Source organism: Enterococcus sp. PLH-Efm8 (assembly GCF_053011625.1).
The window spans coordinates 1,913,050-1,937,543 of record NZ_CP172568.1 but is presented as its reverse complement, the minus strand read 5'-3'; the positions used below and the strand labels follow the sequence as shown (position 1 = coordinate 1,937,543).

Sequence of the window (24,494 nt, the reverse complement as noted above, 5' to 3'; positions counted from 1 at the left end):
ATCTTGGTCGATATTTTTAATTGCTAAAACTGTTAATGAATTTTTATTACACTCTTATTTACTATCTACTTCCGCTTCTGCTGCTTTCCTGCGTTGCGGCCTTTGTTGTTTGTACTGTTTTTTGGTTGTTTGATTTGTTTTGTTGCTTGTTTGTTGTTAGCTGGCTTTGCTGATTCTGTCACGTCTTTTCTTGGAGTGACGACTTGTTTTGGCGGGTTTTGTTTCAACTCTTCTGCCACTTGTGCTTTCAAACGTGGTTTCATCATAACGTTTGTGATGAATGTTTGCAGACAGCTGAACACACCACCGACTACCCAGTAAAGTGTAACACCGGCTGGCGCACTGATCGACATGAAGACGATCATAGCAGGAGAGACGATCAGCATCGTACGCATCGTCTTTTTCTGTTCTTCAGGAATACCGATTGTTGAAATATATCCTTGAAGCAGATAAGCGACCCCTGCAATGGCAACAAGCACCATACTTGGTGAGCCTAGATCGATGCCGTAAAAAGATGATTCACGGATACCTTCTGTGTAGCGAGCCGTAAAATACAAGGCAGAGAAGATCGGCATTTGGATCAATAGAGGCAGACAGCCGATTCCGCCGGTCATACTCAATCCGTTTTCGCGATATACTTGCTGCATTTCTGCTTGTGCTGCCATTTGTTCTTCACGTGTTGTTGCAGCTTTTAGCTTTTGCTGTGCTGCTTCAACTTGTGGTTTTAACGCTTGCATTTTTTCAGATTGGATCATTGTTTTTTTCGATTGACTGATACCTAGTGGCAAGATGATGATACGAACGATCACAGTCATTGCAATAACTGCCCAGCCGTAAGACCAATTGAAATTCTCAACTAGATATGTAATCGCTTGGCCCATAGGATGGACGAGTACTCGATAAACGATTCCTGAAGTGTCAGGGTTTCCGTTTGAATCCATCCGCACGCAGCCAGATAAAAAGAGCAGGATACTGACAAGTCCGGATCCCAATAACCAGTTTTTCCATTTATTCATAGAATACTTCCTCTTCTATAATTTTTACACAAACTTAACTATACTAAAAAAGCGCATGGAATTCAATCAACTTCATAGAAATTTCATATAAATATTCTTTCTTTTTCGTAGCGAAAAATTTTGAAAAAAGACAAAAAATCAAGAAAGAAATACTTAGAAAGAAAAGAGTGATTCCAAGTGTTTCTTTCTTATTTAAAAAACTAAAAACTTTTTTGTTCTGTCTGGAAAATATGGGTTAAGCAAATTCATTGCAAGTTATAGATCAGCTTTTTTACTACCTGTCTTTAATACTTGAGGCAAAGTGCCTCAAAAACAACCTTATCGATGGTGTTCAAAAGCTTGCATCTACGGCATTAAGTCCAGCCTGTTGAAAAATATGGAGAGCTATTTTTCACAACCAGTCCTTAATGCTTGATGCAGACCAGCTTTTTCACAACCTTATTGACGGTGTTTTATCAGCTGCCTCTCGGTATTAAGTCATTACATTTCAAAATATGAGAAGCTATTTTGAAAATGTTTCTCCTTAATACTCGAGGCAAAGCGCTTCAAAAACAACCTTATCGACGGTGTTCAAAAGTCAGTTTCTCGGTATTAAGTCAAATTTATGCAAAAATGTGGAAAGACATTTTCACAAAATTTTCCTTAATACTCAAAACTAAGCGACCTTTTCACAACCTTATCCCACCACATCAAATTTCTTTCGTTCCTCAATCATCGGATCTTCTTGGACATCCACATACTGCACTCGTCCACTTGGGCTCGGAGACTTCTTGACTTCTTCGATAAATTTTTGGATGATGTCGTCATTTCCGATTGCTTCGATTGTGACTGAGCCGTCCTCTTCGTTTTTTACCGTTCCGGTCACGCCTAACTGATCAGCAACCATCTTGGTCATATAGCGAAATCCCACGCCCTGGACACGTCCTTGGACATTCATTTTAACTTTGCGCATGTTCGTCACCTTTCTTTCCTGTTTTATAAATCAATGATACCGATTTTTTTAGGATGAAACAAGCTCAAGCACCTATTCCATGATATAATCAGGTGAGGTGAAGGAATGTGAAAGAGATCCAATCAGCAAAAAATCCAAGAATCAAAGAATTAAAAAAACTACATAAAAAGAAATACAGAGAAGAAAAGGCAGAATATCTTTTGGAAGGGTTCCATCTGATCGAAGAAGCTGCGTCGTCTGATGCAGAAATAAAAGAACTTTTTGTGACACAGAGAGGTATGAAAGAATGGGGAGACTGGCTGGCTGTAAACAAAGAGATTTCTACTTTTCTAGTTTCAGATGAGGTCATGACCGCTATGTCAGATCTACCTACACCGCAAGGGATCTTAGCAGTGATGGCGTTAACATCTGAAGATACGCCAGATTTTTCAGGAGGCTGGCTTTTACTAGATAATGTACAGGATCCTGGAAATGTGGGAACGATGATCCGTACGGCAGATGCGTTTGGTATGGCTGGTGTTTTATTAGGTAAAGGAACGGCAGATATTTATAGTACAAAGGTGCTGCGAAGCATGCAGGGAAGCAATTATCATTTGCCTGTGTTACAAAAAGATTTGGCAGAAGTGATCCCTGTAATGAAAGGCAAAGGGTTTATGGTGTACGGTACAGAATTAAATGAAGAAGCACATGCATTAGACAAAGTAGAAAAAACAGAGGATTTCGCTATAATCATGGGAAACGAAGGTCAGGGAGTAAGTCAGGAAATCTTGTCTTTGACTGATCAGAACGTATATATCCCAATGAAAGAAAATGCGGAATCATTGAATGTCGGAGTCGCAGCAGGGATCGTTCTTTATCATTTTTCTTTATGATTAAGGAACTATTAAGCTTTAGCTATTTTATCTAGAGCGACTAGAATAATCCGAACACTGGTGGTATACTTAGATCAATTTCAGAAGAAAATGAAATTCAAAAAGGTGGCAGATCGATAATTATGACAGAAAAATGGCGTGAAGACGAAGAATATATGTCTTATGTACAAGATCTTTTAGAAACAGAAGCAGTGAAAAAATTAGCGAATTACACACAGCATGTTCATTCCACTCGTTTGGAGCATTCCATCAGTGTTTCTTACTATAGTTATCTGCTCGCAAAAAAATGGGGTGGCAATGCTAAAGCAACAGCGCGTGCTGGACTTTTGCATGATCTGTTCTACTATGATTGGCGTACGACGAAATTTGACGAGGGGACACATGCGTATATCCATCCAAGAATTGCTGTAAAGAATGCAGAAAAAATCACCGATTTGTCGGATCTTGAGCGAGATATCATTTTGAAGCACATGTGGGGTGCAACGATCGCACCGCCTAAGTATAAAGAAGGATATATCGTGACATTCGTGGACAAATACTGCGCAGTCAAAGAAGCGGCACAGCCCATGTCTGCAAGTATGCGTAAGAGATGGCAACGTTACTTTGGGAAAGAATCCTCGATTTAACAGGTAAAACCAATAATAGACCATATTGAGGTTGTGACAGAAGTGGTCAGCTTCAAGAAATAAGAAGGAATTTACGAAAATTACTTCTCAAATTTTTGTGAAGTTTCGGCTTATTACCGCAGATGCAAGCTTTTGAACACCATTCATTCGAAACAAGGGACTTTGACACGACTTTTGTCACAGTCCTTTTTTCTGTTTGCAGTTGACTATCTGTTCAAGATACGGTTTACTTTTATTTATCGAATGAATCATGTACATAGAAGAATAAGCATTAAAGGGGGTGATGATAAGATGCAAAACGTATCTTATTTAAAAGAGTCCGGGATCTTCAGGTAACACATACTTTGCAGAAGATCACTTTTTTCTACAAAGTATGCACTTTGGTTAGAAGAAAGGACTTTAAAATCATGGAACAAACAATAAAACCATACCAATATTTTTTTATAAAAAGAGAAGTAGAACAGTTATTAAATGCGTACTCATCTGTCAATGATCCAAAAACGGTGCAAACAGTTCAGGCACTAGCAGCTGAAAAGATTCGAGACATATTAGATCACGAACTGCCAGAAATCGATACATTTTTAACGACAGTTTTAGACGTAAAACTGACAAAAGCGCAAGCAGAAAGAGCATTGGAGGAGCTGAAGCAAATCGTTCAGCCGTTTATGCAGCCTAGCAAACCACAAATCGAGAAATTATTCCGAAAAGTGAAAAAACTCAAACAACCAGCTTGGAATGAAATCGACTTGCAAGAACATACGTACATCGGCTGGAATGATCCAGGTACGCAGAAAAAATTCATGGTCTATTACGAAGATGAAAAATTAAAAGGGATTAGCGGTACTTTATCACCAACGATAAATAAGGGAATCTGTGCAATCTGTCAGAAAACATCGAATGTTTCGCTTTTTCTTTCTACAACGAAAGCAGGTTCTGATGGCACGTATACGAAAAAGGGGAATTATATTTGTCATGATAGTGACCAATGTAATCAACAGTTAACGAAATTGGCTCCTTTCTATGAATTTGCTGAACGTGTAAAGAAAGAACGATAATTTTATTGTTTTTTACAGAAAAATATGCTATCTTTTAATGGAAGTGAATAGGTGATGGTGTTCGCCTTTAAATGCTAACGAAAGATAGCTAATGACGCCTACTAAAGTCTGGGGATAGCCCCTTTCTTTAGTAGGCGTTTTTTTATTGAGGAGGAATTTTTTATGGAAAAACAATTACCGAGTCCAGTACGCATTTTAGTGTACATGCTGAAGTGGCTGGTGATCACAGCGATTCTCGGTATATTCATGGGGAGCTTGTCTGCTTTTTTCTTAAATAGCTTGACAGTTGTGACAGATATCCGACTATCACATCCTTGGCTCCTTTATCTACTACCAGTTAGTGGTGCGCTTTTTGCTTATCTCTATGCGTATCACGGCGGACTTTCTAGTCGTGGAAACAACTTAGTGATCGATCAAGGAAATGGTGGAGAAGAAAAAATCCCGTTGCGGCTTATTCCACTTACACTGTTTGGAACCATAACTACCCATTTATTTGGGGGATCTGTTGGCCGTGAAGGAACAGCAGTCCAAATGGGGGGAGCGTTAGCAGATAATACAGCACGTTTGTTCCGATTGGATAAAGCAGAACGGGAAATCTTGATTATCAGTGGAATCAGTGCGGGTTTTAGTTCTGTATTTGGCACACCTTTAGCTGGAACATTATTTGGATTAGAAGTGTTGGCAATCGGGAAAGTCCGAACAGAAGCGATCTTCCCTAGCTTCTTTGCTGCACTGTTTGCAAATTTCATGACGGAAAGCTATGGTGTTTCTCACCTACATTACCAAATGGGTGTGATCCCTGAATGGAGTATGTTGCTGTTCTTCAAAGTTTTTGTTGCTGGGATTGCTTTTGGTTTGATTGGCTGGGTATTCAGCCGTTCGATCGTCTTTTTAAAAGCACGGTATGCACAATGGATTCCTCATCCTGTTTGGCGAAATACGATAGGTGGGGCTGTAGTTGTGGCAGCAGCATTGATTTTGCAAACACAACGTTATCTCGGATTGAGTCTTCCGTTACTTCAAGAATCATTTAATGGACAGGCACATGTCTATGATTTTATTGGGAAGTTATTCTTCACAGTTTTGTCTTTAGGCGCGGGATATCAAGGGGGAGAAGTGACACCATTGTTTGAAATTGGTGCAACGCTTGGTGCAGCACTAGCGCCTTTGCTCCATGTTTCTGTTCCTTTTCTCGCAGGATTGGGCTTTATCGGAGTATTTTCTGGTGCGACAAATACACCGATTGCCTGCTTTGTGATGGGGATCGAATTGTTCGGTTCACAAGCGGCTGTTTACTTCTTTATGATCTGCTTGATCAGCTTTATGTGTTCAGGCAACAGCGGTATTTATTCTGCTCAGCAAGTAGCGGTCAAAAAAGGGATACTCTTTTTGCCAATAGTTAAGAGAATGAAAGAAAAAAACAAGGTGTGACATATGTTTTGTCACACCTTGTTTTTTTAGAAAAGTAAAGTAATCAGCGATAAGAATGCGGAGCCTGCGAAAAGCAATCCGCAAATGATCATATGTCTTTTTTTGTTCATCATCAAGATGGCGATGTATTCTCTTAAAAACGCATTAGGCAAGTAGTAGAAAGCTGTTTTTGCACCAATACCATTTGCTTTCAATTTGGCTTGCCGCGCATAAAGACCGGCTCTAAAAATGTGGTAATTGTTGGAACTAAAGATCGCGCGGTATGGCCCTTTCATTTGCTGATCCATGATTTCCTTTGAATAGAGCATGTTCTCCAAAGTGGTTGTCGAATTGGTTTCGACAAGAATGTCTCTTTCAGGGATTCCTTGTTCCATGGCATATTGTTTCATCGCAATGGCCTCTGGTACTTTTTCGTCTGCTCCTTGCCCGCCAGACATCAATAAGATGGGCGGATTTAATGTAGCACGGCTTTGAGCCCGATAAAAAGCAATTGCCTTATTGATTCGCTTGGCTAGAAGAGGAGAAACTGTTTCTCCATTGATCAACCCAGCGCCTAACACAACGATGAAGTCTTGATTGTATCGAGGCCGGTTGAACTGGTACAAGAATGAGACAGTCAAAAAGTTGTAGAATACGATAAATAGATAGATCAAGATCAGGGGAACGCAGAAAAACAAAGCATTTATCCATTGCGGCAAATATTTTAACAAGAAAAAGTCAAAAACAAGAAACAGTGTAAGAAAAATGGCTAGTATCAACGTTAAAAGATTCGCTAATGAATGCGATTCTCTACGTAAAACTGTGACCCCGTTCCAAAAAAGAAAAACAATCAATCCATAAATACCAAATAAAAGGACAAGTAGCAATGGAATCGTGATCAAGGCGATCAGTCCGCCAAGGAAAATATTTTGCGTTTCATACAGCAAGACAAACAAGTAGATGCCGAAACTGATGAGGAAAACATTGAATAAAAGACCATTCAGCAGCCTTCGTTTTTCTGTGAAATAAGAAAAAGCAAAGATACTAAAGAACAACAATGGAATCAAAAAATAAAAGGTCGAATAAAAAATTTCCAACACGACAAAATAAGTTAAGATTACCGTAAATGTCCACGTACTGCCGTAAAAGAACAAGGAAGGATCCTTCTTCTGTTTTCGCCAATAAACGATAGAGAATACCCCAATAAGATAGAGAACTAAAAAGATCAGATCTCTGGTTAGATTCATAAATTCAACTCCTTTTTCTTATACAGTATAACGAAAATAGATGAAAAAAGCTGTTATTTAAACTAGAAAAAGCAAAAAAACATCTTTCCGATGGAAAGATGCTTTTCTTATTGTTCAATTAAAACAAGTTGCCGAAAAATTCTGCGACGCGTCGCCAGCCAATCACGAACATATTCGCTTTTTCCACTGTTTTATCCGTAATGATCTCTGTTGATGGCGCATTGTTGTCTTCTAAATAGCCTAATTTATCGTCTGCCAAGGTGATCGTAGCGGTACCGATTTTTGTACCTTTATCCATAGGTGCTTGGATCTCGTTGTCAGTGACTTGCTTCTTGTCAAGTGTTGGCGTGATCGTTAATTTGCCAGTATCCATATCGTTTCGTACCCATACTTTTACAGGGCTTTTAAGCACAACAGGAACTGTTGATTCTTTTCCGTCTTTTACATCAATGGTTTTTAGGCTAGGAATACTTGCGTTAGCTTTTCCGAGCTCTTTTTCTGACCAATTGTCATAGCAGTAGTCCATCAAACGGTCTGTTTCATTGAAGCGGGCACTCGGGTTTTCCGCATGGCCGTCCGCATTCAATACGACAGTGATGATCCGTTGATCGTTTTTAGTGATCGTACCAACGAAACAAGCACCTGCAAGCTCAGTCGTACCAGTTTTTAATCCGTCCACGCCTTCCTTGTAATTAACGAATCCTGGGAGCATCCAGTTCCAGTTGACCATTTCCACTGGTGATTGCGTGTTTTCGCCAAACATTTGTGTCGTAGTGCTAGATACGTCCAGTATTTCTGGAAAATCCAAGATCAAATGACGGGCCACGATGGCCACATCTTGAGCAGACATTTGATTTTCGTCGTTTTCTCCAGTACCTTCTGGTCGGCTTTCGCCAAGATAAGAGTTATTCAGTCCTGATGCATTAACGATCGTTGCATCTTTGATTCCCCAATCTTTCAATTGTTCTTTCATTCGTTCAGTGAATTTAGCTTCGCTGCCAGAGATTTTTTCTGCCAAGGCCACCATTGAAGCATTGGCTGACTGGATGATTGCAGAGTCGAATAATTCTTTGACAGTGTAGGTGTTTTCTTTATGCAAAGGAACATTCGATAAATCTGGGGTGATACTCAAATTTTCTGCATAATCTGAAATCGAAACTTTATCATCCCATGATAGTTTTCCTTCTTTTACTTGATCAAGAACGATGTAAAGACCGATGATTTTTGTGATTGAAGCGATCCCCATGGTTTTTTCTCCATCTTGATCATAAAGAATCTTACCGCTTTGCGCATCTACAGCAAAAGCTGCTTTTGCATTTACTTTGAACGTATCTTCAGCTTGCACAGCAACAGCTGGTAGAAAAGAAGCAAGGCAAAGAATGAGACTAGCCAATAATAGGACTAGACGTGTTTTTTTTATGGACATATCCGATCTCCTTGTAATTAATTTGTTTCGCTACAAATTAAAATTTTATCAGAGAGGGGAGAGAGTTTCAATGTTTCTGAAAAAACTTTAGGATAAGAACGCACGTTATGGAAGGTTAGCGGTCGTTTTTACGTACTTTTACAGGAATAGGCTGTGTTTCCGCATCTAATAAGCGGGAAGCGCTGAAAGCAAATAAACTGATAATACTTAATAAACTGAAAATCATAATCAAATGCATAAGATCCACCTCTTTTATTCTTTTTTTTAGTTTATCAGCATTTCATGAAGAATAGTTGAAGACTGGGGCTAAATAATTGAGGAAATTATGAAGATAACTTAAAAAAATAGCTAAATTTAAAACCGTAGAAACCGTTTTATTTTTTTAGATACGTTTTATTGTATGGAAAAATAGTGTTGTGGTAGACTTTAGATAGAAACAAAGGAATGATTTTTTTAGGAGGGGTACGTTTATGGCAAAAAAGGATAAAGAATTATTGTCACAATTGACTTCAGAAGGCGCTAAAGGACCATTCGTCACGATCATGCTGAATACGCATGTCGCCCATCAAGATGTGGAAAAAGATCAAATCAAATTCAAAAATTTTGCGAAAGAAGCAAAGAAACGTTTTGAGAAAAAATATTCCGAACATGACTGGTCCCCGTTCCAAGAAAAAATTGAAAATTTGTTAGGAGATCCTTCGTTTTGGCGTAGTGCAACTACGAGTGTAGCGGTCATTATAACTGCTGACCAAACCTATATCCATCGTTTGAGTATCCCGGTAGACGATCAATACTATGTAAGTGATCTTCCTTATTTACTGGCCATTATCAAAAATGGACAGTTCAACTATTCCTATTATCTGTTGGGATTGAACCGCGACTCCATGAAATTGTATGAAGTCAGCAACAAACAAGTAAAAGAAGTATCTCTACCAGAAGGGGCACCGGTTGATGTCGTTACTGCATTGGGATCTGAACTGACAGGTGGCGGTTTGAACTTCTCTTCTAATGGAGGAGGCGGAGCCCGAGATGGAGTAACTTTCCATGGCGTAAATCCAAAAGATGAAGAAGTAGAGATCGATTGGGTCAACTATTACCAAGCTGTTGATACGTACTTGAAGGATTCTTTCGAAAATCCAGAACAATGGCCGATTTATTTATTTGCATTACCAGAAAATCAGACGATGTTCAAAAAAATTGCTAAAAATCCCTATTATTGTGCAGACGTTGCGATTTCTGCTTCTCCTGCGCAGCTATCCTTTAGAGATATCGAAGAAGGGGCGAAGAAGCTGTCAAGTGAACTCGCAGCTCAAGAATCAAAAGAATACAATAAACTCTTAGATAAGAAATTCATCGATCAGTTAGTTGATATCGTTCCAGCTGCGAAAGAAGGAAAAGTGTCGCATCTATTTATCGCTACGTCAAACTTAGCTGATGGTTTCGGTGAAGATCCTGAAATAGAATATGATCGGCGTCAAGTGTTGAATGCATTAGCAGATGATGTGATCATTAATGGCGGGAAAGTGTTTATTTTGGATCAAAAAGATGCGCCAGATGAAAAGAGTCTGACAGCGATTCTTCGTTATTAAAAGAGGTTGTGAAAACAGTGTTTTGACCTGAGTATTAGAGAAACAAACGGAAAAATAGTTTCACATATTTTGCCGTTTTTTGAGCTAATACCGAAGGTCAGCTGATTAAACACCGTGTATGAGAGGTTGTGAAAAAGCTGTTCTGCATCAAGTAATAAGAACAGCAAGCAAAAATAGCTCTTCATATTTTTTGTTTGGTGGGCTTATTACCGCAGATGCAAGCTTTTGAACACCGTTTAAGGAAGAGGTTGTGACAGAAGTGGTCAGCTTCAAGAAATAAGAAGAGATTGACAAAAATTATTTCTCAAATTTTTGTGAAATTTCGGCTTATTTCCGAAGAAGCTACTTCTGGAACACCATTTAAAAAAGAGGTTGTGACGTGGTCACGACCTCTTTTTGACGATTATGATACAAAAAACATCATTTATGAACAAAATGTGAATAACGGGCGTTCTTGAGATATGATTTTAATTGGGAAAAACTTATCGATAAGGAGGTCTTTATGAAAAAAAGAGTGTTATGGTGTTTGCTGTTTCTATCCCTAAGTTTAACAAGTCAGCCAGTTTTTGCTGAAGAAACACAGCGGTCTCCTATTACAGGCACACGTCTGTACAAAAATGTTTATGTACAGACAACAGATCTTGATTCTGCGATTCCTGAAACAGAAGAACGGTCTTTGCAGCCAAGATTTGGTTACTTTTGGTACTGTCCGACCTGTGATTATGAAAGTTGCTGGCATTTCTTACATTCTACAGCTGCAGCTTTTGCTTTTACTCATACTCAGAAATATGATGGACATCATCCTGTTATTTATGAGGTATAGATATGAGCAAAAAAGAAAAACTAATCTCGTTGATCGTATTGGTTTGCCTTGTTCTTCTGGTCACTGTCATAGGCTATCAGAAATACCATGAGAACATCAGACCTACTAAAGAATCTTCCCCAGCCTCGACCGTTGAAACAGAACCGATAAGTAGTCAGAAAGAATAATTTTTTTAGTTTAAAGAAGAACATCAGAGCAAAAAAACACCAACTGAACAATATTTCGTTTATTTTAAAAAAAGTTCGGTTTTTCACTTTATGTAATCGCTGAGAAAACTTTTTTTAATAAAAAAAGTCGAAAAACTCTAGCTTTTTTGTAAACGGTATGATATACTATAGGAGTAGTTTTTGTTCGGTAATCTGTGGTAGCTTGTTTCAAATAAACATCTTCCAGATATACACCATTCAAGTAATTGCAAAATATGTGTTGATACACAAGGAGGATTTTTATTATGGAAACAGGTACAGTAAAATGGTTTAACTCAGAAAAAGGATTTGGATTCATCACTGCAGAAAACGGAAACGATGTATTCGTTCATTTCTCAGCTATCCAAGGCGACGGATTCAAAACTTTAGAAGAAGGCCAAGCAGTAACTTTCGATGTTGAAGAAGGCCAACGCGGACCTCAAGCAACAAACGTTACTAAAGCTTAATTAACCTATACTAAAAAATAAACGCCCAGACATTTGCGTGTCTGGGCGTTTTTGTCTATTTTCTTTGGCTCTTTGTCAATAAGGACTGATGGGTTGTACAAAATCAAATCTGGGTCAGAATGAACCTCATTCTGGCTCAGATTTTTTGTTATCTTACTTTGATTAATTGATTGATCAAAAAGATTCTAATTCTCATGTTCTCAAATGATTTAAATCCGTAGGATACTCGTTTCATTGTCTTTATATGGGTATTCTTCGCTTCTATTTTTCCATTGGTGTAAGGATAGATCATCGCGTTGGTGATGCCTTCTTCATAGGTCAGAAGGTTTTGGAGCTTTTCCCGAAAGCCGTCATCTAACGTTTCGGGAAGTTCTGCCAATAAGGAGAAAAATAAGTCAGGGTCTTTGTCTCGAAAGGCTTCAACTAATTCATGAAAATAGGGATACGCCTCCTTCAGGGACGTAGAAAAGCCAAGCAATCGATCAATCATCATCGCTTCCGTAAGAAATGGGTATTTTGGTGCTCGAAAACTTTTCCATGTTTTGTATTCATAATGGTTGATGTTTGCACGATTTTTTAGCAAAAAGCGCCAGTTCTTTTTCAGTTTTTCTGCCTGACTTTTCTGTCCTACTTTACGAAGTTCATTCATTTCACGGATACGCAACTCATTAAAGGCTTGATTCATGTGTTTGATAATATGAAACCGATCAATCACTACTTTCGCATTTGGCAGAATACGTTTGGTAAGCTGGAAGTAGGCGGCGTTCATGTCTGTGACTAAAAATTTTACTTCTTCAGGATTAGCGCAGCCTAAGAAATAGCTTGTTAATCGAGGCAATTTACGCGTAGGCAAGACATCAATTAATTGTCCTGTTTCGCCATCTGCGCAAATAAAGCTCATTTTATCTTCTATGGAAGCGTGCGAACGAAATTCATCAACCATCAATACTCTGGGGAGAATCCTCTTAGATTGCTTTGGTAAGTAGCTTTTAAACTCTTTCAACGTACGAATAACGGTGGTCAAAGATACCTGACAATTTTTCGCAATAAAAGATAAAGATACTTTTTCAGTCAGTAAAGAAGCAATTTTATATCTGACATGATTCGCGATTGAATGTCTGGGTTGAACAAAATAACTTTGAGCCGTCCAATGGGTTCGACAGTTTTTACAGGTATAGCGCTGCTTTTTTAAGCGCATAACCAAAGGCATGTGATTGTATTGTTCAAAGCGGACAATCGTTTCCTTCTTCCCATTTTTCACTACAATTACTTTCCCGTTTCCATCTACCACAGTAGAACCACAATTTCTACAGGTATGGGGAGCAGGTGAGAAAACAGCATCGACGATCAACGTCTTTTTCTTCTGAAAGGTCTCGTAAGAGACCTCTGTAATCATCAAATCTTTCTCTATTAATCGCAGCATTTTTTTGATAGAATCATTCATATAGCATATCGTCCTCTCAGTTGTTTATTTTGTCGTGATTTAATCATACTAGAGAACGATATGTTTTTTAATACCTAAAATAAAAATGGGGCTGAAGAATCAATTCTGATTCATCAGTCCCATAAATTATAGAGCCTTTTCTTTAAAAAGCGATGAGAGTATTTTTCTGCACTTTGTAGTATAATTTCAAAAGAACATTAGAGGCAGGAGAAGAGGAAGATATTTTGAAACCAAGAACTTATGCAGTCGTTGATATCGAAACGACTGGGACGAATCCAAAAGAAGATCGGATCATCCAATTTGGCTGCGTCATGATTGAATCAGGTCGGATCACTTCACGTTTTTCGATCGATATTCATCCAGGGCGGAAGATTTCAAAACAAATCCAGCATTTAACAGGGATCACGAATCAACGCGTCCAAAAAGCGCCTTATTTCGAAGATGTCGCCCAAACGATTTACAATCTTTTGGCAGACACCATATTTGTCGCGCATAATATTTATTTTGATTATAATTTTTTGAACCATGAACTCATGCGATGCGGACTTCCTAGTTTGAAGATACCAGGCATCGATACAGTAGAACTTGCACAAATTTTCTTGCCGACGGAACCAAGCTTTCGCTTAGCTGATTTGTCAGAAAGCCTTGGATTTATTCATGAGAATCCTCATCAGGCAGATAGTGATGCCGAAGTGACAGGTCAACTTCTTTTGCTGATCGAAGAACGGATGAGAAAATTGCCAATCATCACGTTAGAGCAGATTGCGCGATTAAGTAGACACACAGGTATGGATACGAGTCGTTTCATTTATCATGTGATTGAAGAAATGAAAGAAAAACCAGAGCCACTTGATCCCTCATTAGAAATCGTCGATGGGCTAGCTTTGCAGAAAAAAGAAGTGGAACTATTCACATCCGTCCATTATGGTGAGCGGACATATCCAAGAAAAAAACAAGCAAAAGAAAAAATGTTTGGTAAAACACTGATGTATCGAAAAGAACAGAACAGACTGATGAATGCGGTCTACGACCATTTCACAAAAGATGAATCAAAAGATTTGATGATCGAAGCAGCTACAGGAATGGGTAAAACAATCGGTTATCTGCTGCCATTGAGTTATTTGGCTACACCTGAAAAACCCGCTGTCATCAGTACCGTTTCGCTAGTTTTGCAGCAGCAGATCATAGAAAAAGACATTCCATTGCTGAATCAATTGCTAGATCAGCCCATACAACCTGTAATTATCAAAAGCTATCGCCACTATATTGATTTACAGCGTTTTAAAGGCACACTTGTGGAACCGCCAGAACAAAAACAATATGCTTTGTATCAAATGGCGGTCTTAGTTTGGCTGACGCAAACGAAGACCGGTGATTTGGATGAATTACATTTAACAAATTTGAACCATTCATTCTTTGCAGATATCGCGCACAGAGGTATTGGATTTTTAGCAAGAAATCAGTCATTTTACGAACAAGACTTTGTTCGTTTCTTGCAAAAGAAAATCAGGCAAAGTAATTTTTTGATTGTCAATCATGCGTTTTTAATACAAGAAACACAGCGAAAAGAACCATTGCTTCCAGCTAGTCCATTTTTGTTGATCGATGAAGTACATCATTTGCCGGAAATCGCTGAAAAAGTAAATGACAAACGATTAAGTATTAACTATTTCCATAAACAAATCCAGCAATTAGAAGAACCAAATCAGCTGTTTGACCGAATACAAAGCTATTTACCGAAAGAACATGAAGCCTTACGCTGGTTATCGATTTATCGAGAAGAACTTTCTGCGCTATGCGAAGCACAGATTTGTATGGCAGAAGGATTAATGAGTTTAGTGAGCGGCAAGCAACCTAACGGACAGTATCCAGAAGAAGTCATGATGACAAAAGAGATGTTGGATCAGCTGCCACTGGAATCTGGGACAGCCATTGATCACCTGCAGCTTTTTTATCAGGAGATCCAGCAGCTACAGTCACAAATGCGTCTGACTTTTGAGATTATCCAAGAAAGCTGGACAAACCAGATGCGGATCGATTTAGCAAGTTTATATAGCTTATTTGATCAATTAGACAAGCAGTACTTGCTGATGGATCAATGGCTGGAAGACTGGCGAGATCATTTGATCCATTGGTTCGTTCCTGGGAACACAGCGCAGCAGATGATTTTTCATCTCCATGATTTTCAAGCGGCTATGTTGCCGTCGACTGTTTGGTATCCTCGATATGATCGTATTCTTTATATTGGAGGAACGCTGAAGATCGGCCCTAATCGACACTATCTCTCTAAGCGGCTTGGCATTGAAGCAGCACCTCTTAAAGTGATTGCCTCTCCTTATGATTATGAGAAACAGGCAAGGATCTATGTGCCAAAAGAGGCACCTGCCGTCCATCAAGTCAGCAATCAAGCATATATCGATTATTTAGAGACAGCACTTACAGGTCTGATCGAACAAGAAGATCGGCCAATACTTGTGTTATTCACTTCTCATGATGTTTTGCAGAAGGTCTATCAGAAAATGCATCTGTCTATGCTAGAAAAAGGACGAGAAATACTAGCTCAAGGGTTTGGCGGAAGCCGGGAGAAGCTTTTGAAACGCTTCATTTTGTCAGAAAAAAGCGTATTGTTTGGCGCTGACAGCTTTTGGGAAGGTGTAGATTTGCCTGGAGATGCTTTGCAGATCGTTGTAGTCACACGTTTACCCTTCGATAATCCGCTTCGCCCGATGGTCAAAGCTAGGAACGCTTATTTAGAATCAGAGGGGATCAATCCTTTTTACCAGGAATCCGTACCTAAAGCAGCTTTGAAGTTACGCCAAGCATTAGGTCGCTTGATAAGGACGGAGACAGATCGTGGCGTATTGCTTATTTTGGATCGAAGACTAGTCACTGCAAAATATGGTGCACGGATCATCCATGCATTACCGAAAAAAGTACCGATCAAAGAGCTAGCTATGGAGGAAATCTATCAGGACATCCATGAATTCTTAAAGAAAAATGAAGAAGGAAGTTAGAGGAGCTGTCTTTTTTCATAATTAAAATCTGCTATAATGAAAAGGAATGAAGATAAAGGAGCGACGACCCTTGAAGAAAAAACAGACAAAGGAAAAAACGATTAATCGCGTGTTACTTGGCTTGATCGTATTTTTATTAGCGGTCATCGTGATCAGCTCGATTTTTTACTTGCGTTCCAGTCGTCCGGCGGTGCAGGCGAAGAAAGAAGCAGTAGAAATCGCAAAGAAATATGCAAATCTTGAGGAAGCCGATCATTTTTATTGGTTTACTCGAAAGAAGACATACTTTTCACTGACAGGTACAAATGATAAAGGAAAAGAAATCGCCGTTATCATTCCTAAATCTGGTGAAAAAGTAAAAGTATTGGATCAAACAAAGGGACTGACTGAAAACGAAGCAAAACAGACAATTGCTGCGGCCCATCCTGAAATCCAAATCGAAAAAGCTGCTTTAGGGATGTATGATGATCAGCCTGTGTGGGAAGTAGTAGGAAAAGAAACAAATGGGAAACTGAATTATTACCTGATTGGCTTTGAATCTGGAGATGAAGTCAAGACAATCAAGGGAATTTAAAAGGTAAAGGAATGAATGGGATGGAGTTATCAAAAAGAACAAAACGATTAGAACCGTCTGTCACTTTGGCAGCTGCGGCAAAGGCCAAGGCATTAAAAGCAAAAGGCAGAGATGTGCTGAGTTTGACTGTGGGAGAACCGGATTTTGCGACACCAGAAAACATCCAAGAAGCAGCAATCGAAGCAATCCGCAATGGGAAAGCTAGCTATTATACACCAACAGCAGGAATCCCAGAGCTTCGACAGGCAATCGTTGATTATCTGAAGAAAAACTATGGACTTGTCTATGAACCTTCACAAACAGTCGTAACAGACGGAGCGAAATTTGCTTTGTATACCCTTTTCCAAACGATCCTTGACCCGCAAGATGAAGTCATCATTCCTGTGCCTTACTGGGTCAGTTACGGTGAGCAAGTAAAACTGGCAGAAGGACTTCCTGTCTTTGTGAAAGGGGAAGAATCCAATAGCTGGAAAGTTACTGTTGAGCAGCTAGAACAAGCACGTTCAGAAAAAACAAAAGCCGTAATCATCAATTCTCCATCGAATCCGACTGGAATGATTTATAGCAAGAATGAACTGCAGGCAATCGGTGAATGGGCAGTAAAAAATGATATTTTGATAGTTGCTGATGATATTTATGGTCGTTTAGTTTATAATGGCAATGAGTTTACTCCAATTGCAACGATTTCAGAAGCAATCAAAAATCAGACCATCATCATCAACGGCGTGTCTAAAACATATGCGATGACAGGCTGGCGCATTGGTTATGCGGTGGGGAATTCTGAGATCATCAATGGAATGATCGCTGTTGCTTCCCAGTCAACCAGTAATCCGACAGCAGTCAGTCAATATGCAGCTGTTGAAGCATTGAAAGGCGAGCAAGATACAGTGGAAGAAATGCGGAACGCCTTTGAAGAACGCCTGAATACGTTATATCCGCTTGTGGCAGAACTGCCGGGTGTTTCTCTTGAAAAGCCGCAAGGAGCTTTTTATCTTTTTCCTAATGTAAAAGAAACGCTACGCATGTGTAAATATGAAAATGTCACACAATGGGTAGAAGATCTTTTAGAAGAAACAGGGGTAGCGCTTGTGACTGGCGAAGGCTTTGGGGCACCAGAAAATGTCCGCATGAGTTATGCTACTGATCGCGCTACGTTAGAAGAAGCGGTACGCAGAATCAAGCAATTTATTGAGAGTAAAAGTCAAAATTAATCCTGAAGAAATTCAAGGAATATAAAAGGAGAGTCATACGTGGAACAAATTCAAATCATCGATTCGAAAAACCATGTGGGAGAAACAGTAACAATCGGCGCTTGGGTCGCAAATAAGCGATCAAGCGGAAAAATCGCATTTTTACAATTAAGAGACGGAACAGCCTTTTTCCAAGGTGTAGTTGTAAAAAGCGAAGTGCCGGAAGAAGTTTTCCAAACAGCTAAAAATCTACACCAAGAAACATCCGTGTTAGTAACTGGAGAAATCCGTGAAGACAGTCGTTCAAAATTTGGTTATGAAATCGGAATTACAAATGTGGAAGTGGTAAGCGAGAGCCACGATTATCCGATCACACCAAAAGAACACGGAACAGACTTCTTGATGGATCATCGTCATTTATGGCTGCGTTCTTCAAGACAACATGCGATTATGCAGATCAGAAATGAAATCATTCGTGCAACGTATGAATTCTTTAATCAACATCATTTTGTCAAAATCGATCCGCCGATCTTGACTGGTTCTGCACCAGAAGGCACTACGGATCTATTCGAAACAAATTACTTTGATCAAAAAGCTTATTTATCTCAAAGTGGCCAATTATACATGGAAGCTGCTGCTATGGCTTTCGGAAAAGTCTTTTCATTCGGTCCGACTTTCCGTGCTGAAAAATCAAAAACACGACGTCATTTGATCGAATTCTGGATGATCGAACCAGAAATGGCTTTCACTCATCAAGAAGAAAGTTTAGAAGTACAGGAACAATATGTAGCATTCTTAGTACAAAATGTTTTAGATCATTGCGAATACGCATTAGATGTACTAGGACGAGACAAAGAAGTCTTAAAAACTTATACAAAATTGCCATTCCCTCGTATTACTTACGATGATGCAATCGAATTACTGAAGAAAAATGGATTTGATGACATCGAATGGGGCGAAGACTTTGGTTCACCTCATGAAACGTTCATTGCGAATTCATTCGAACAGCCTGTCTTTATCCTAAACTATCCAAAAGCCATCAAGCCATTCTACATGAAACCACATCCAACAAGAGAAGACGTGGTGATCTGTGCAGATATGATCGCACCAGAAGGTTACGGTGAAATTATTGGCGGAAGCGAACGGGCAACAGACTATGATTTCTTGCTAGAACAAATCCGTAATCACGGTTTGGATGAAAAAGAATATTCATGGTATCTTGATCTACGTAAATACGGTTCTGTTCCGCACTCTGGTTTTGGTCTAGGCCTTGAACGAACAGTCACTTGGATTGCTGGTATCGACCATGTGCGTGAAGCTATTCCATTCCCACGTTTGTTGAACCGAATTTATCCATAAGAGGTTGTGAAATCAGTGCCTTGACCTGAGTATTAGAGAAACAAAACGGAAAAATAGCTTCTCATATTTTACCGTTTTTTTAGCTAATATCGAGGGTCAGCTGATTGAACACCGTTTATATCAAGAGGTTGTGCGCCTGCCGTTCAGCTCCGAGTCACAAGGAGTAATTTCAAAAAACAGTTTTTCATGTTTGATGACTATTGTGACTTGTGACCGAGGAGTTGGCCGGAGAGCACCGTTTATTCTAAAAAAGAACTGCGAACTCTCGCAGTTCTTTTTTTTAAATACGGGATAAAGGAAGTTTCCAGCAGACAAGAGAAGAAAGCAAAAGAAATTGCTATTTGATTCACAAGGTTCTATAACGAAATCGCAATCAATCAAACATTTACAAAGAAGGTAATTCAAATGGAAATCTAATTTGATGATGCTTCTGCTGTTGAAATAAAGCATCATCTAGCACCTGAAAACAAACTAATAGTAACATTCGAAGATGGAGTAGGTCCGTATTTTCAGCATGCAATAATCCATATGTAAGTTCAATTCACCCTTGAAATCATCGGACCAGATAAAGTTATGACCAATCTATCCCAAGCAATCTAGAAGAGATATTAGTAAAGGGACATTTACTAGAAGTCTTAGATGAGCCTATAAATATATGTTTTGATGGCGTCATCAGTGGTCTGATTGACGGAAGCTTGGGTATGATCGATCTCTCTGGACCAAACAACGAAGGAATCAAGGGGAATCCGGCACGTTAAGAAAAAAATAGCATAAAAAACTAGACACTTGATGAGCGTTCATTCAATTGTTTGAAGGGACTAGGCTGATGTCATTTTTTATACATATATTTTCTCTTTCGTCTTGATAGGGCTTATGGGATAATATAAGGAAGAAAATCATCGTTTTATTCAAAAAGGAGTTTTTGACAAATGAAAAAACGTATATTATTTATCGGTGATAGCATTACAGACGCAGGAAGAGACCGAGCAGAAGCAACTGATCTAGGTAAAGGTTATCCACTTTTGATTGCCGGAAAACTAATCGCCCAATATCCAACGATGGAATTTGAATGCATGAACCGTGGGATAGGAGGAGACAAAATTGCAGATCTGCAAGTACGCTGGCAAGAAGATTGTTTAGCTTTACAACCTGACTATGTATCGATTTTGATCGGAATCAATGATACCTGGCATAATACTAGCGATCAGGCTATATTCGGAACTGAGAAATCTGCTCAGCAATTTGAATCCGTTTATCGAAAATTACTAAATGAACTTCAAACAGCGGAAATCTGCAACATCATCTTGATGGAGCCGTTTGTACTTCCTATAACCGACGACCGTCATGGCTGGCGTAAAGACTTAGACCCTAAAATCCAAATTGTTCGTAAACTTGCTAAGGAATATGGCGCATTGCTGGTTCCTTTAGATGGTATATTCAATGCTTTAGGGATTGCTTATGGTTTTTCGAAATATACAAGAGAAGATGGGGTCCACCCAACGATTGGTGGACATGAGATCATTGCACAAAGCTGGATAGATGCAATTGCCGCAGTCGATTTTTTTAGTGGAGATAAAAATGAGCGAAAGAAAAGTGAAAAATGATGGAAATAAGGTGGGCAGTAAAAGAAGATTTACCTCAAATCAATCAGCTGATTACTGATCATCCAGAATCATTCGTAAAAGCAAAAACGGCAGCTGACCTAAATGATAAGAATAAACTATTGCTCGTTGCTGTAACAAAAGAAAAACGGATTATCGGATTTGCGCAAGCGGACGTGCAACAGTCAGAAGAACGATTGGATCAGCGACCATCAGGAAAACTAATCCAACACACATTAGTAACAAAAGAAAATACGGAAGAAATCCAAAAAAAATTTGCAGAATATTTGATGCTGGAAGCTAAAAAAAGAAGAATAAAATCATTTTTTGCCCAGTTTTAATCAAAAACAGTAATAGAAGGAGAAATATAATGAGTTGTTTAGGAAATGTCATCTGGTTTATATTCGGCGGACTAATCGGTGGTCTTAGCTGGTTAGCAGCGGGGATACTTTGGTGTATCACGATCATAGGTATCCCAATCGGTATGCAATGTTTTAAGATCGCCTCCCTTTCTTTTGCGCCTTTTGGCAAAGAAGTAATTTATCACCAGTCTGGCATATCATTGATCGTTAATATCATCTGGCTGATCATTTCAGGCCTACCAATTGCTCTCGCACATGTCGTCAGCGGCATCCTTCTATGTATCACGATCATAGGGATACCTTTTGCCAAGCAATCTTTCAAACTTGCTCGATTGGCGTTGATGCCATTCGGTGCAGAAATTGTATAAAAAGAGAATAATAAAGGTTAGAAAACGCATAGAGTCAGGTGGGATACATGTATTTCACCTGACTCTATGTGTTTTCCTGTATAAGTTCTCCCATGTGACTTTTACGTCTTTTATTTATATGGGATTACTGTTTATGGAAAGTTGAAATAATTTTCATTAAAGAACTCTTGCTATATTTTTGAAAGCTTAGTGGAGCTTCGAATATCTGGGAAGGACATTTTGCAGGGATTGAAAAAAGATATTGTCCTATCGAAAAATTAATGAATTTAGACAAATTGCCAGCAACAGGCTTCAAACTTAGTTGCTATCCTGTCAAGATCAAGAAGGCAAGTGCGGGTTGGATAAGAGCAGTGGCAATGATCGAAAAGAAAAAGAAAGAATAAGCCAAAACATCTGTATGGAAGAAATTTTCCGATGCAGATGTTTTTCATTTTTTCTTTCGGATACCTTGACATATGAATAACCGTTCATTTATAATTAGTTATGAAGAGATATTCATATGTTGAGGCGAGGAGGTCATTAAAATGAAAAGTTACAGATTAGAAGGTTTAGATTGTGCGAACTGTGCAATGAAAATCGAAAAAGGAGTTCAGAAGATCAATGGAGTCAAGGAAGCAACGGTAAACTTCACTTCTGGAAAACTAACGATTGACGCAGAGGAAGATCATTTGGCTACGATTGAACAAGAAATAAAAAAAGTAGTGAAGGAATTAGAACCAGATGTCAAAGTAACAGAAATAGATAAGGAAAAAGTATCTGAACATGGAAATGAAAAAGAGAGAAATACGCTGTTCCGGATTTTATTTTCCCTTGCAGGTATCGCTTTATTGCTATTATTTGATTTTAATGAACCAATTCGCTTGATAGGGTATTTATTGATTTATCTGCTGATAGGATATGATGTAGTGAAGAAGGCAGTGATGAATATCGTCAAAGGAAAAATCTTTGATGAGAATTTTCTTATGTCTGTTGCTACGATTGGCGCTATGTTGATCGGTGAATATCCAGAAGCCGTAGCAGTGATGCTATTTTATCAAATCGGCGAGTATTTCCAAGGATTGGCAGTCAGTCATTCAAGAAAATCGATTCGCGAATTGATGGCGATCCGTCCAGAAACAGCTCACGTGCAGACGACGGAAGGATTGATGACCGTGAACCCTGAAGACGTGCAGATCGGTCAGTTTGTACTTGTGAAGCCTGGTGAACGTGTACCGTTAGATGGAACGATCATCGAAGGAGAATCATTAGTCGATACGTCAGCACTTACAGGAGAATCAGTCCCTAAATCTGTATATGTTGGTGAAACAGTATTAAGTGGATTTATCAATAAAAATAAACCATTTTTAGTTCAAGTAGAAAAATCTTATGAAAATTCTACTATCAGCAAATTATTAGAATTAGTAGAAAATGCCAGCAGTAAAAAAGCACCAGCTGAAAATTTCATTACTAAATTCGCGCGCTATTACACACCAGTCGTTGTAGGATTGGCCGTTTTATTAGCTGTTTTACCTCCACTTGTTGTTTCTGGAGCGGCGTTTTCTGAATGGATCTATCGAGCATTGACATTTTTAGTGATCTCATGTCCATGTGCATTAGTGATCTCCGTACCCCTTAGTTTCTTTGGCGGTATCGGAGGAGCAAGTAAAATCGGTGTATTAGTAAAAGGTTCAAATTACTTGGAGTTGCTTGCACAAACTGAGACAGTGGTATTCGATAAAACCGGCACATTAACGAAAGGTGACTTTTCGATCCAGACGATCGATACAAAAATCGATCCAAAGATATTCATGCAATATGTTGCGAGTGCAGAACAGTTTTCTACACATCCGATTGCTCAATCTGTTTTAGAAGGCTACGCAGGTCCGCTTTTACCAACAGCTAATATCCAAGAATTTGCAGGTGAAGGGATCTTAGCTGAAGTTGATGGCAAACAAGTATTAGCAGGTAATCACAAATTGATGGAAAGATTTGAAATCTCTTTTCCTTCAAGTCAAGAAATCGGTACATTGCTTTATCTAGCGATCGATCAAAGTTACAGTGGTTATCTTGTTATTGCAGATACCTTGAAAGAAGATGCCGTAGACGCATTGGTTCAATTAAAAAAGGCTGGTGTGAAGAACACAGTCATGTTGACGGGCGATTCGAAAAAAATTGCTGATCATATCGGGAAGCAAGTAGGCGTGGACAAGATATATAGCGAATTGCTTCCAGAAGATAAAGTGCAGCGGTTAGAGGAAATCTTACAAAGAAACAATAAAAAGACCGCATTTGTCGGAGATGGAATCAACGATGCACCGGTGCTAGCAAGAGCAGATGTAGGAATCGCAATGGGTGGATTGGGAAGCGATGCTGCAATTGAAGCAGCAGATGTAGTCATCATGAATGATCAACCATCGAAGATTGCAGAAGCAATCCATTTAGCAAAGAAAACATTGAAAATCGTCAAACAGAACATTGTCTTTGCTATTGGGATAAAAATTTTGGTACTTGCCTTAGGTGCTTTTGGTTTTGCATCAATGGGAGATGCAGTATTTGCAGATGTTGGGGTGACAGTATTAGCTGTTTTGAATGCCATGCGAAGCTTGCATGTAAAAAATAAACGTTGATCAATGAAGAGGACGAATGAACGTCCTCTTTTTTTTATATCCTTTTCTTAATGAAAAATGTAAAGAAAATAGATAGGATTATAAAATAACTAATGTTTTTAATTTTGCAGAAAATTCAAAATAGCTTGAAATTCAATAAGGTAAATGAAATAAAAGAAAATAACTTATTTTTTTGATGGAAAAAATATGAAAAAACGATGTGTATTAAATAAAAGAATACACACATAAAATAACACTGTCTTGTAAGTTTGTTAAAAATTGAATATGATTACATCTGGATAACAAATTTTTATCATAAAGGAGAGAAC

General features: G+C 38.8%; 21 protein-coding genes and 1 riboswitch. Of the genes, 15 read left to right on the top strand and 6 right to left on the bottom strand.

What is annotated here, in order from left to right:
- Window positions 1-65: 65 nt before the first annotated feature.
- Together yidC and ACIFUW_RS09625 are read right to left on the bottom strand one after the other, a co-directional pair.
- Window positions 66-1,016 carry a membrane protein insertase YidC gene (gene yidC, locus ACIFUW_RS09630; RefSeq protein ID WP_002302193.1) on the bottom strand — a complete coding sequence of 317 codons (951 nt, stop codon included), beginning with the start codon at window positions 1,014-1,016 and terminating at the stop codon, window positions 66-68.
- Between the two features lie 676 nt (window positions 1,017-1,692).
- Window positions 1,693-1,968 (bottom strand): acylphosphatase, encoded by a 276-nt coding sequence (locus ACIFUW_RS09625; protein WP_010728233.1) that lies wholly within the window; start codon window positions 1,966-1,968, stop codon window positions 1,693-1,695.
- Window positions 1,969-2,075: 107 nt separating this feature from the next.
- On the opposite strand from ACIFUW_RS09625, the gene ACIFUW_RS09620 reads away from it, so the two are divergent.
- The 4 genes from ACIFUW_RS09620 (at window position 2,076) to ACIFUW_RS09605 (ending at window position 5,952) form a co-directional block, all read left to right on the top strand.
- Complete coding sequence (locus tag ACIFUW_RS09620) at window positions 2,076-2,840, top strand: TrmH family RNA methyltransferase (RefSeq protein WP_125278132.1); 765 nt, start codon at window positions 2,076-2,078, stop codon at window positions 2,838-2,840.
- Window positions 2,841-2,962: 122 nt separating this feature from the next.
- Entirely contained in the window at window positions 2,963-3,466 is a 504-nt protein-coding gene (locus ACIFUW_RS09615) for an HD domain-containing protein (protein WP_002289559.1), read from the top strand.
- Window positions 3,467-3,873: 407 nt separating this feature from the next.
- Window positions 3,874-4,521 carry a FusB/FusC family EF-G-binding protein gene (locus ACIFUW_RS09610; protein ID WP_002323864.1) on the top strand — a complete coding sequence of 216 codons (648 nt, stop codon included), beginning with the start codon at window positions 3,874-3,876 and terminating at the stop codon, window positions 4,519-4,521.
- A 41-nt stretch (window positions 4,522-4,562) separates the two neighbouring features.
- A riboswitch (Fluoride riboswitch) is annotated at window positions 4,563-4,629 on the top strand.
- Window positions 4,630-4,683: 54 nt separating this feature from the next.
- Window positions 4,684-5,952, top strand: coding sequence for a voltage-gated chloride channel family protein (locus ACIFUW_RS09605; protein ID WP_002327344.1), 1,269 nt, complete (start codon window positions 4,684-4,686; stop codon window positions 5,950-5,952).
- A 26-nt stretch (window positions 5,953-5,978) separates the two neighbouring features.
- Here ACIFUW_RS09605 and ACIFUW_RS09600 read toward each other — a convergent pair whose 3' ends face one another.
- The 3 genes from ACIFUW_RS09600 to ACIFUW_RS09590 form a co-directional block, all read right to left on the bottom strand.
- Window positions 5,979-7,178, bottom strand: coding sequence for a YdcF family protein (locus tag ACIFUW_RS09600; protein ID WP_002302199.1), 1,200 nt, complete (start codon window positions 7,176-7,178; stop codon window positions 5,979-5,981).
- A 118-nt stretch (window positions 7,179-7,296) separates the two neighbouring features.
- On the bottom strand, window positions 7,297-8,604 hold the full coding sequence (locus tag ACIFUW_RS09595; protein ID WP_010728235.1) for a serine hydrolase: 1,308 nt from the start codon (window positions 8,602-8,604) through the stop codon (window positions 7,297-7,299).
- A gap of 115 nt (window positions 8,605-8,719) precedes the next feature.
- Entirely contained in the window at window positions 8,720-8,842 is a 123-nt protein-coding gene (locus tag ACIFUW_RS09590; protein ID WP_002296297.1) for a hypothetical protein, read from the bottom strand.
- Between the two features lie 232 nt (window positions 8,843-9,074).
- On the opposite strand from ACIFUW_RS09590, the gene ACIFUW_RS09585 reads away from it, so the two are divergent.
- The 3 genes from ACIFUW_RS09585 (at window position 9,075) to ACIFUW_RS09575 (ending at window position 11,668) form a co-directional block, all read left to right on the top strand.
- Entirely contained in the window at window positions 9,075-10,193 is a 1,119-nt protein-coding gene (locus ACIFUW_RS09585; RefSeq protein ID WP_002299523.1) for a baeRF6 domain-containing protein, read from the top strand.
- Window positions 10,194-10,695: 502 nt separating this feature from the next.
- On the top strand, window positions 10,696-11,016 hold the full coding sequence (locus ACIFUW_RS09580) for a hypothetical protein (protein WP_010728236.1): 321 nt from the start codon (window positions 10,696-10,698) through the stop codon (window positions 11,014-11,016).
- Between the two features lie 451 nt (window positions 11,017-11,467).
- Window positions 11,468-11,668: a cold-shock protein gene (locus ACIFUW_RS09575; RefSeq protein ID WP_002288762.1), complete on the top strand. Its 201-nt coding sequence runs from the start codon at window positions 11,468-11,470 to the stop codon at window positions 11,666-11,668.
- Window positions 11,669-11,816: 148 nt separating this feature from the next.
- On the opposite strand, the gene ACIFUW_RS09570 is transcribed toward ACIFUW_RS09575, so the two are convergent.
- Window positions 11,817-13,112: an ISL3-like element ISEfa5 family transposase gene (locus ACIFUW_RS09570; protein ID WP_002297185.1), complete on the bottom strand. Its 1,296-nt coding sequence runs from the start codon at window positions 13,110-13,112 to the stop codon at window positions 11,817-11,819.
- Between the two features lie 224 nt (window positions 13,113-13,336).
- Here ACIFUW_RS09570 and ACIFUW_RS09565 point away from each other — a divergent pair, with 224 nt between their 5' ends.
- The 8 genes from ACIFUW_RS09565 to ACIFUW_RS09530 all read left to right on the top strand — a co-directional run bounded on the left by ACIFUW_RS09565 (window position 13,337) and on the right by ACIFUW_RS09530 (window position 24,186).
- On the top strand, window positions 13,337-16,126 hold the full coding sequence (locus ACIFUW_RS09565) for a helicase C-terminal domain-containing protein (protein WP_002304681.1): 2,790 nt from the start codon (window positions 13,337-13,339) through the stop codon (window positions 16,124-16,126).
- Window positions 16,127-16,172: 46 nt separating this feature from the next.
- The gene (locus ACIFUW_RS09560) at window positions 16,173-16,700 is read left to right on the top strand and encodes a cell wall elongation regulator TseB-like domain-containing protein (RefSeq protein WP_002348809.1); all 528 of its coding nucleotides are present in this window, start codon (window positions 16,173-16,175) and stop codon (window positions 16,698-16,700) included.
- A gap of 20 nt (window positions 16,701-16,720) precedes the next feature.
- Entirely contained in the window at window positions 16,721-17,911 is a 1,191-nt protein-coding gene (locus ACIFUW_RS09555; RefSeq protein WP_002305679.1) for a pyridoxal phosphate-dependent aminotransferase, read from the top strand.
- Between the two features lie 39 nt (window positions 17,912-17,950).
- Window positions 17,951-19,249: an asparagine--tRNA ligase gene (asnS, locus tag ACIFUW_RS09550; protein WP_002291771.1), complete on the top strand. Its 1,299-nt coding sequence runs from the start codon at window positions 17,951-17,953 to the stop codon at window positions 19,247-19,249.
- Window positions 19,250-20,178: 929 nt separating this feature from the next.
- A complete protein-coding gene (locus ACIFUW_RS09545) occupies window positions 20,179-20,853 on the top strand; it encodes an SGNH/GDSL hydrolase family protein (protein ID WP_010728237.1) in 675 nt (224 codons plus the stop codon).
- Window positions 20,850-21,191, top strand: coding sequence for a hypothetical protein (locus ACIFUW_RS09540; RefSeq protein ID WP_002340853.1), 342 nt, complete (start codon window positions 20,850-20,852; stop codon window positions 21,189-21,191). The genes ACIFUW_RS09545 and ACIFUW_RS09540 overlap by 4 nt, the downstream gene beginning before the upstream one ends.
- 29 nt (window positions 21,192-21,220) lie before the next feature.
- Window positions 21,221-21,580 carry a YccF domain-containing protein gene (locus ACIFUW_RS09535; protein ID WP_010728238.1) on the top strand — a complete coding sequence of 120 codons (360 nt, stop codon included), beginning with the start codon at window positions 21,221-21,223 and terminating at the stop codon, window positions 21,578-21,580.
- A 524-nt stretch (window positions 21,581-22,104) separates the two neighbouring features.
- Window positions 22,105-24,186, top strand: a complete 2,082-nt coding sequence (locus ACIFUW_RS09530; RefSeq protein ID WP_002304688.1) for a heavy metal translocating P-type ATPase — start codon at window positions 22,105-22,107, stop codon at window positions 24,184-24,186.
- Window positions 24,187-24,494: the final 308 nt, after the last annotated feature.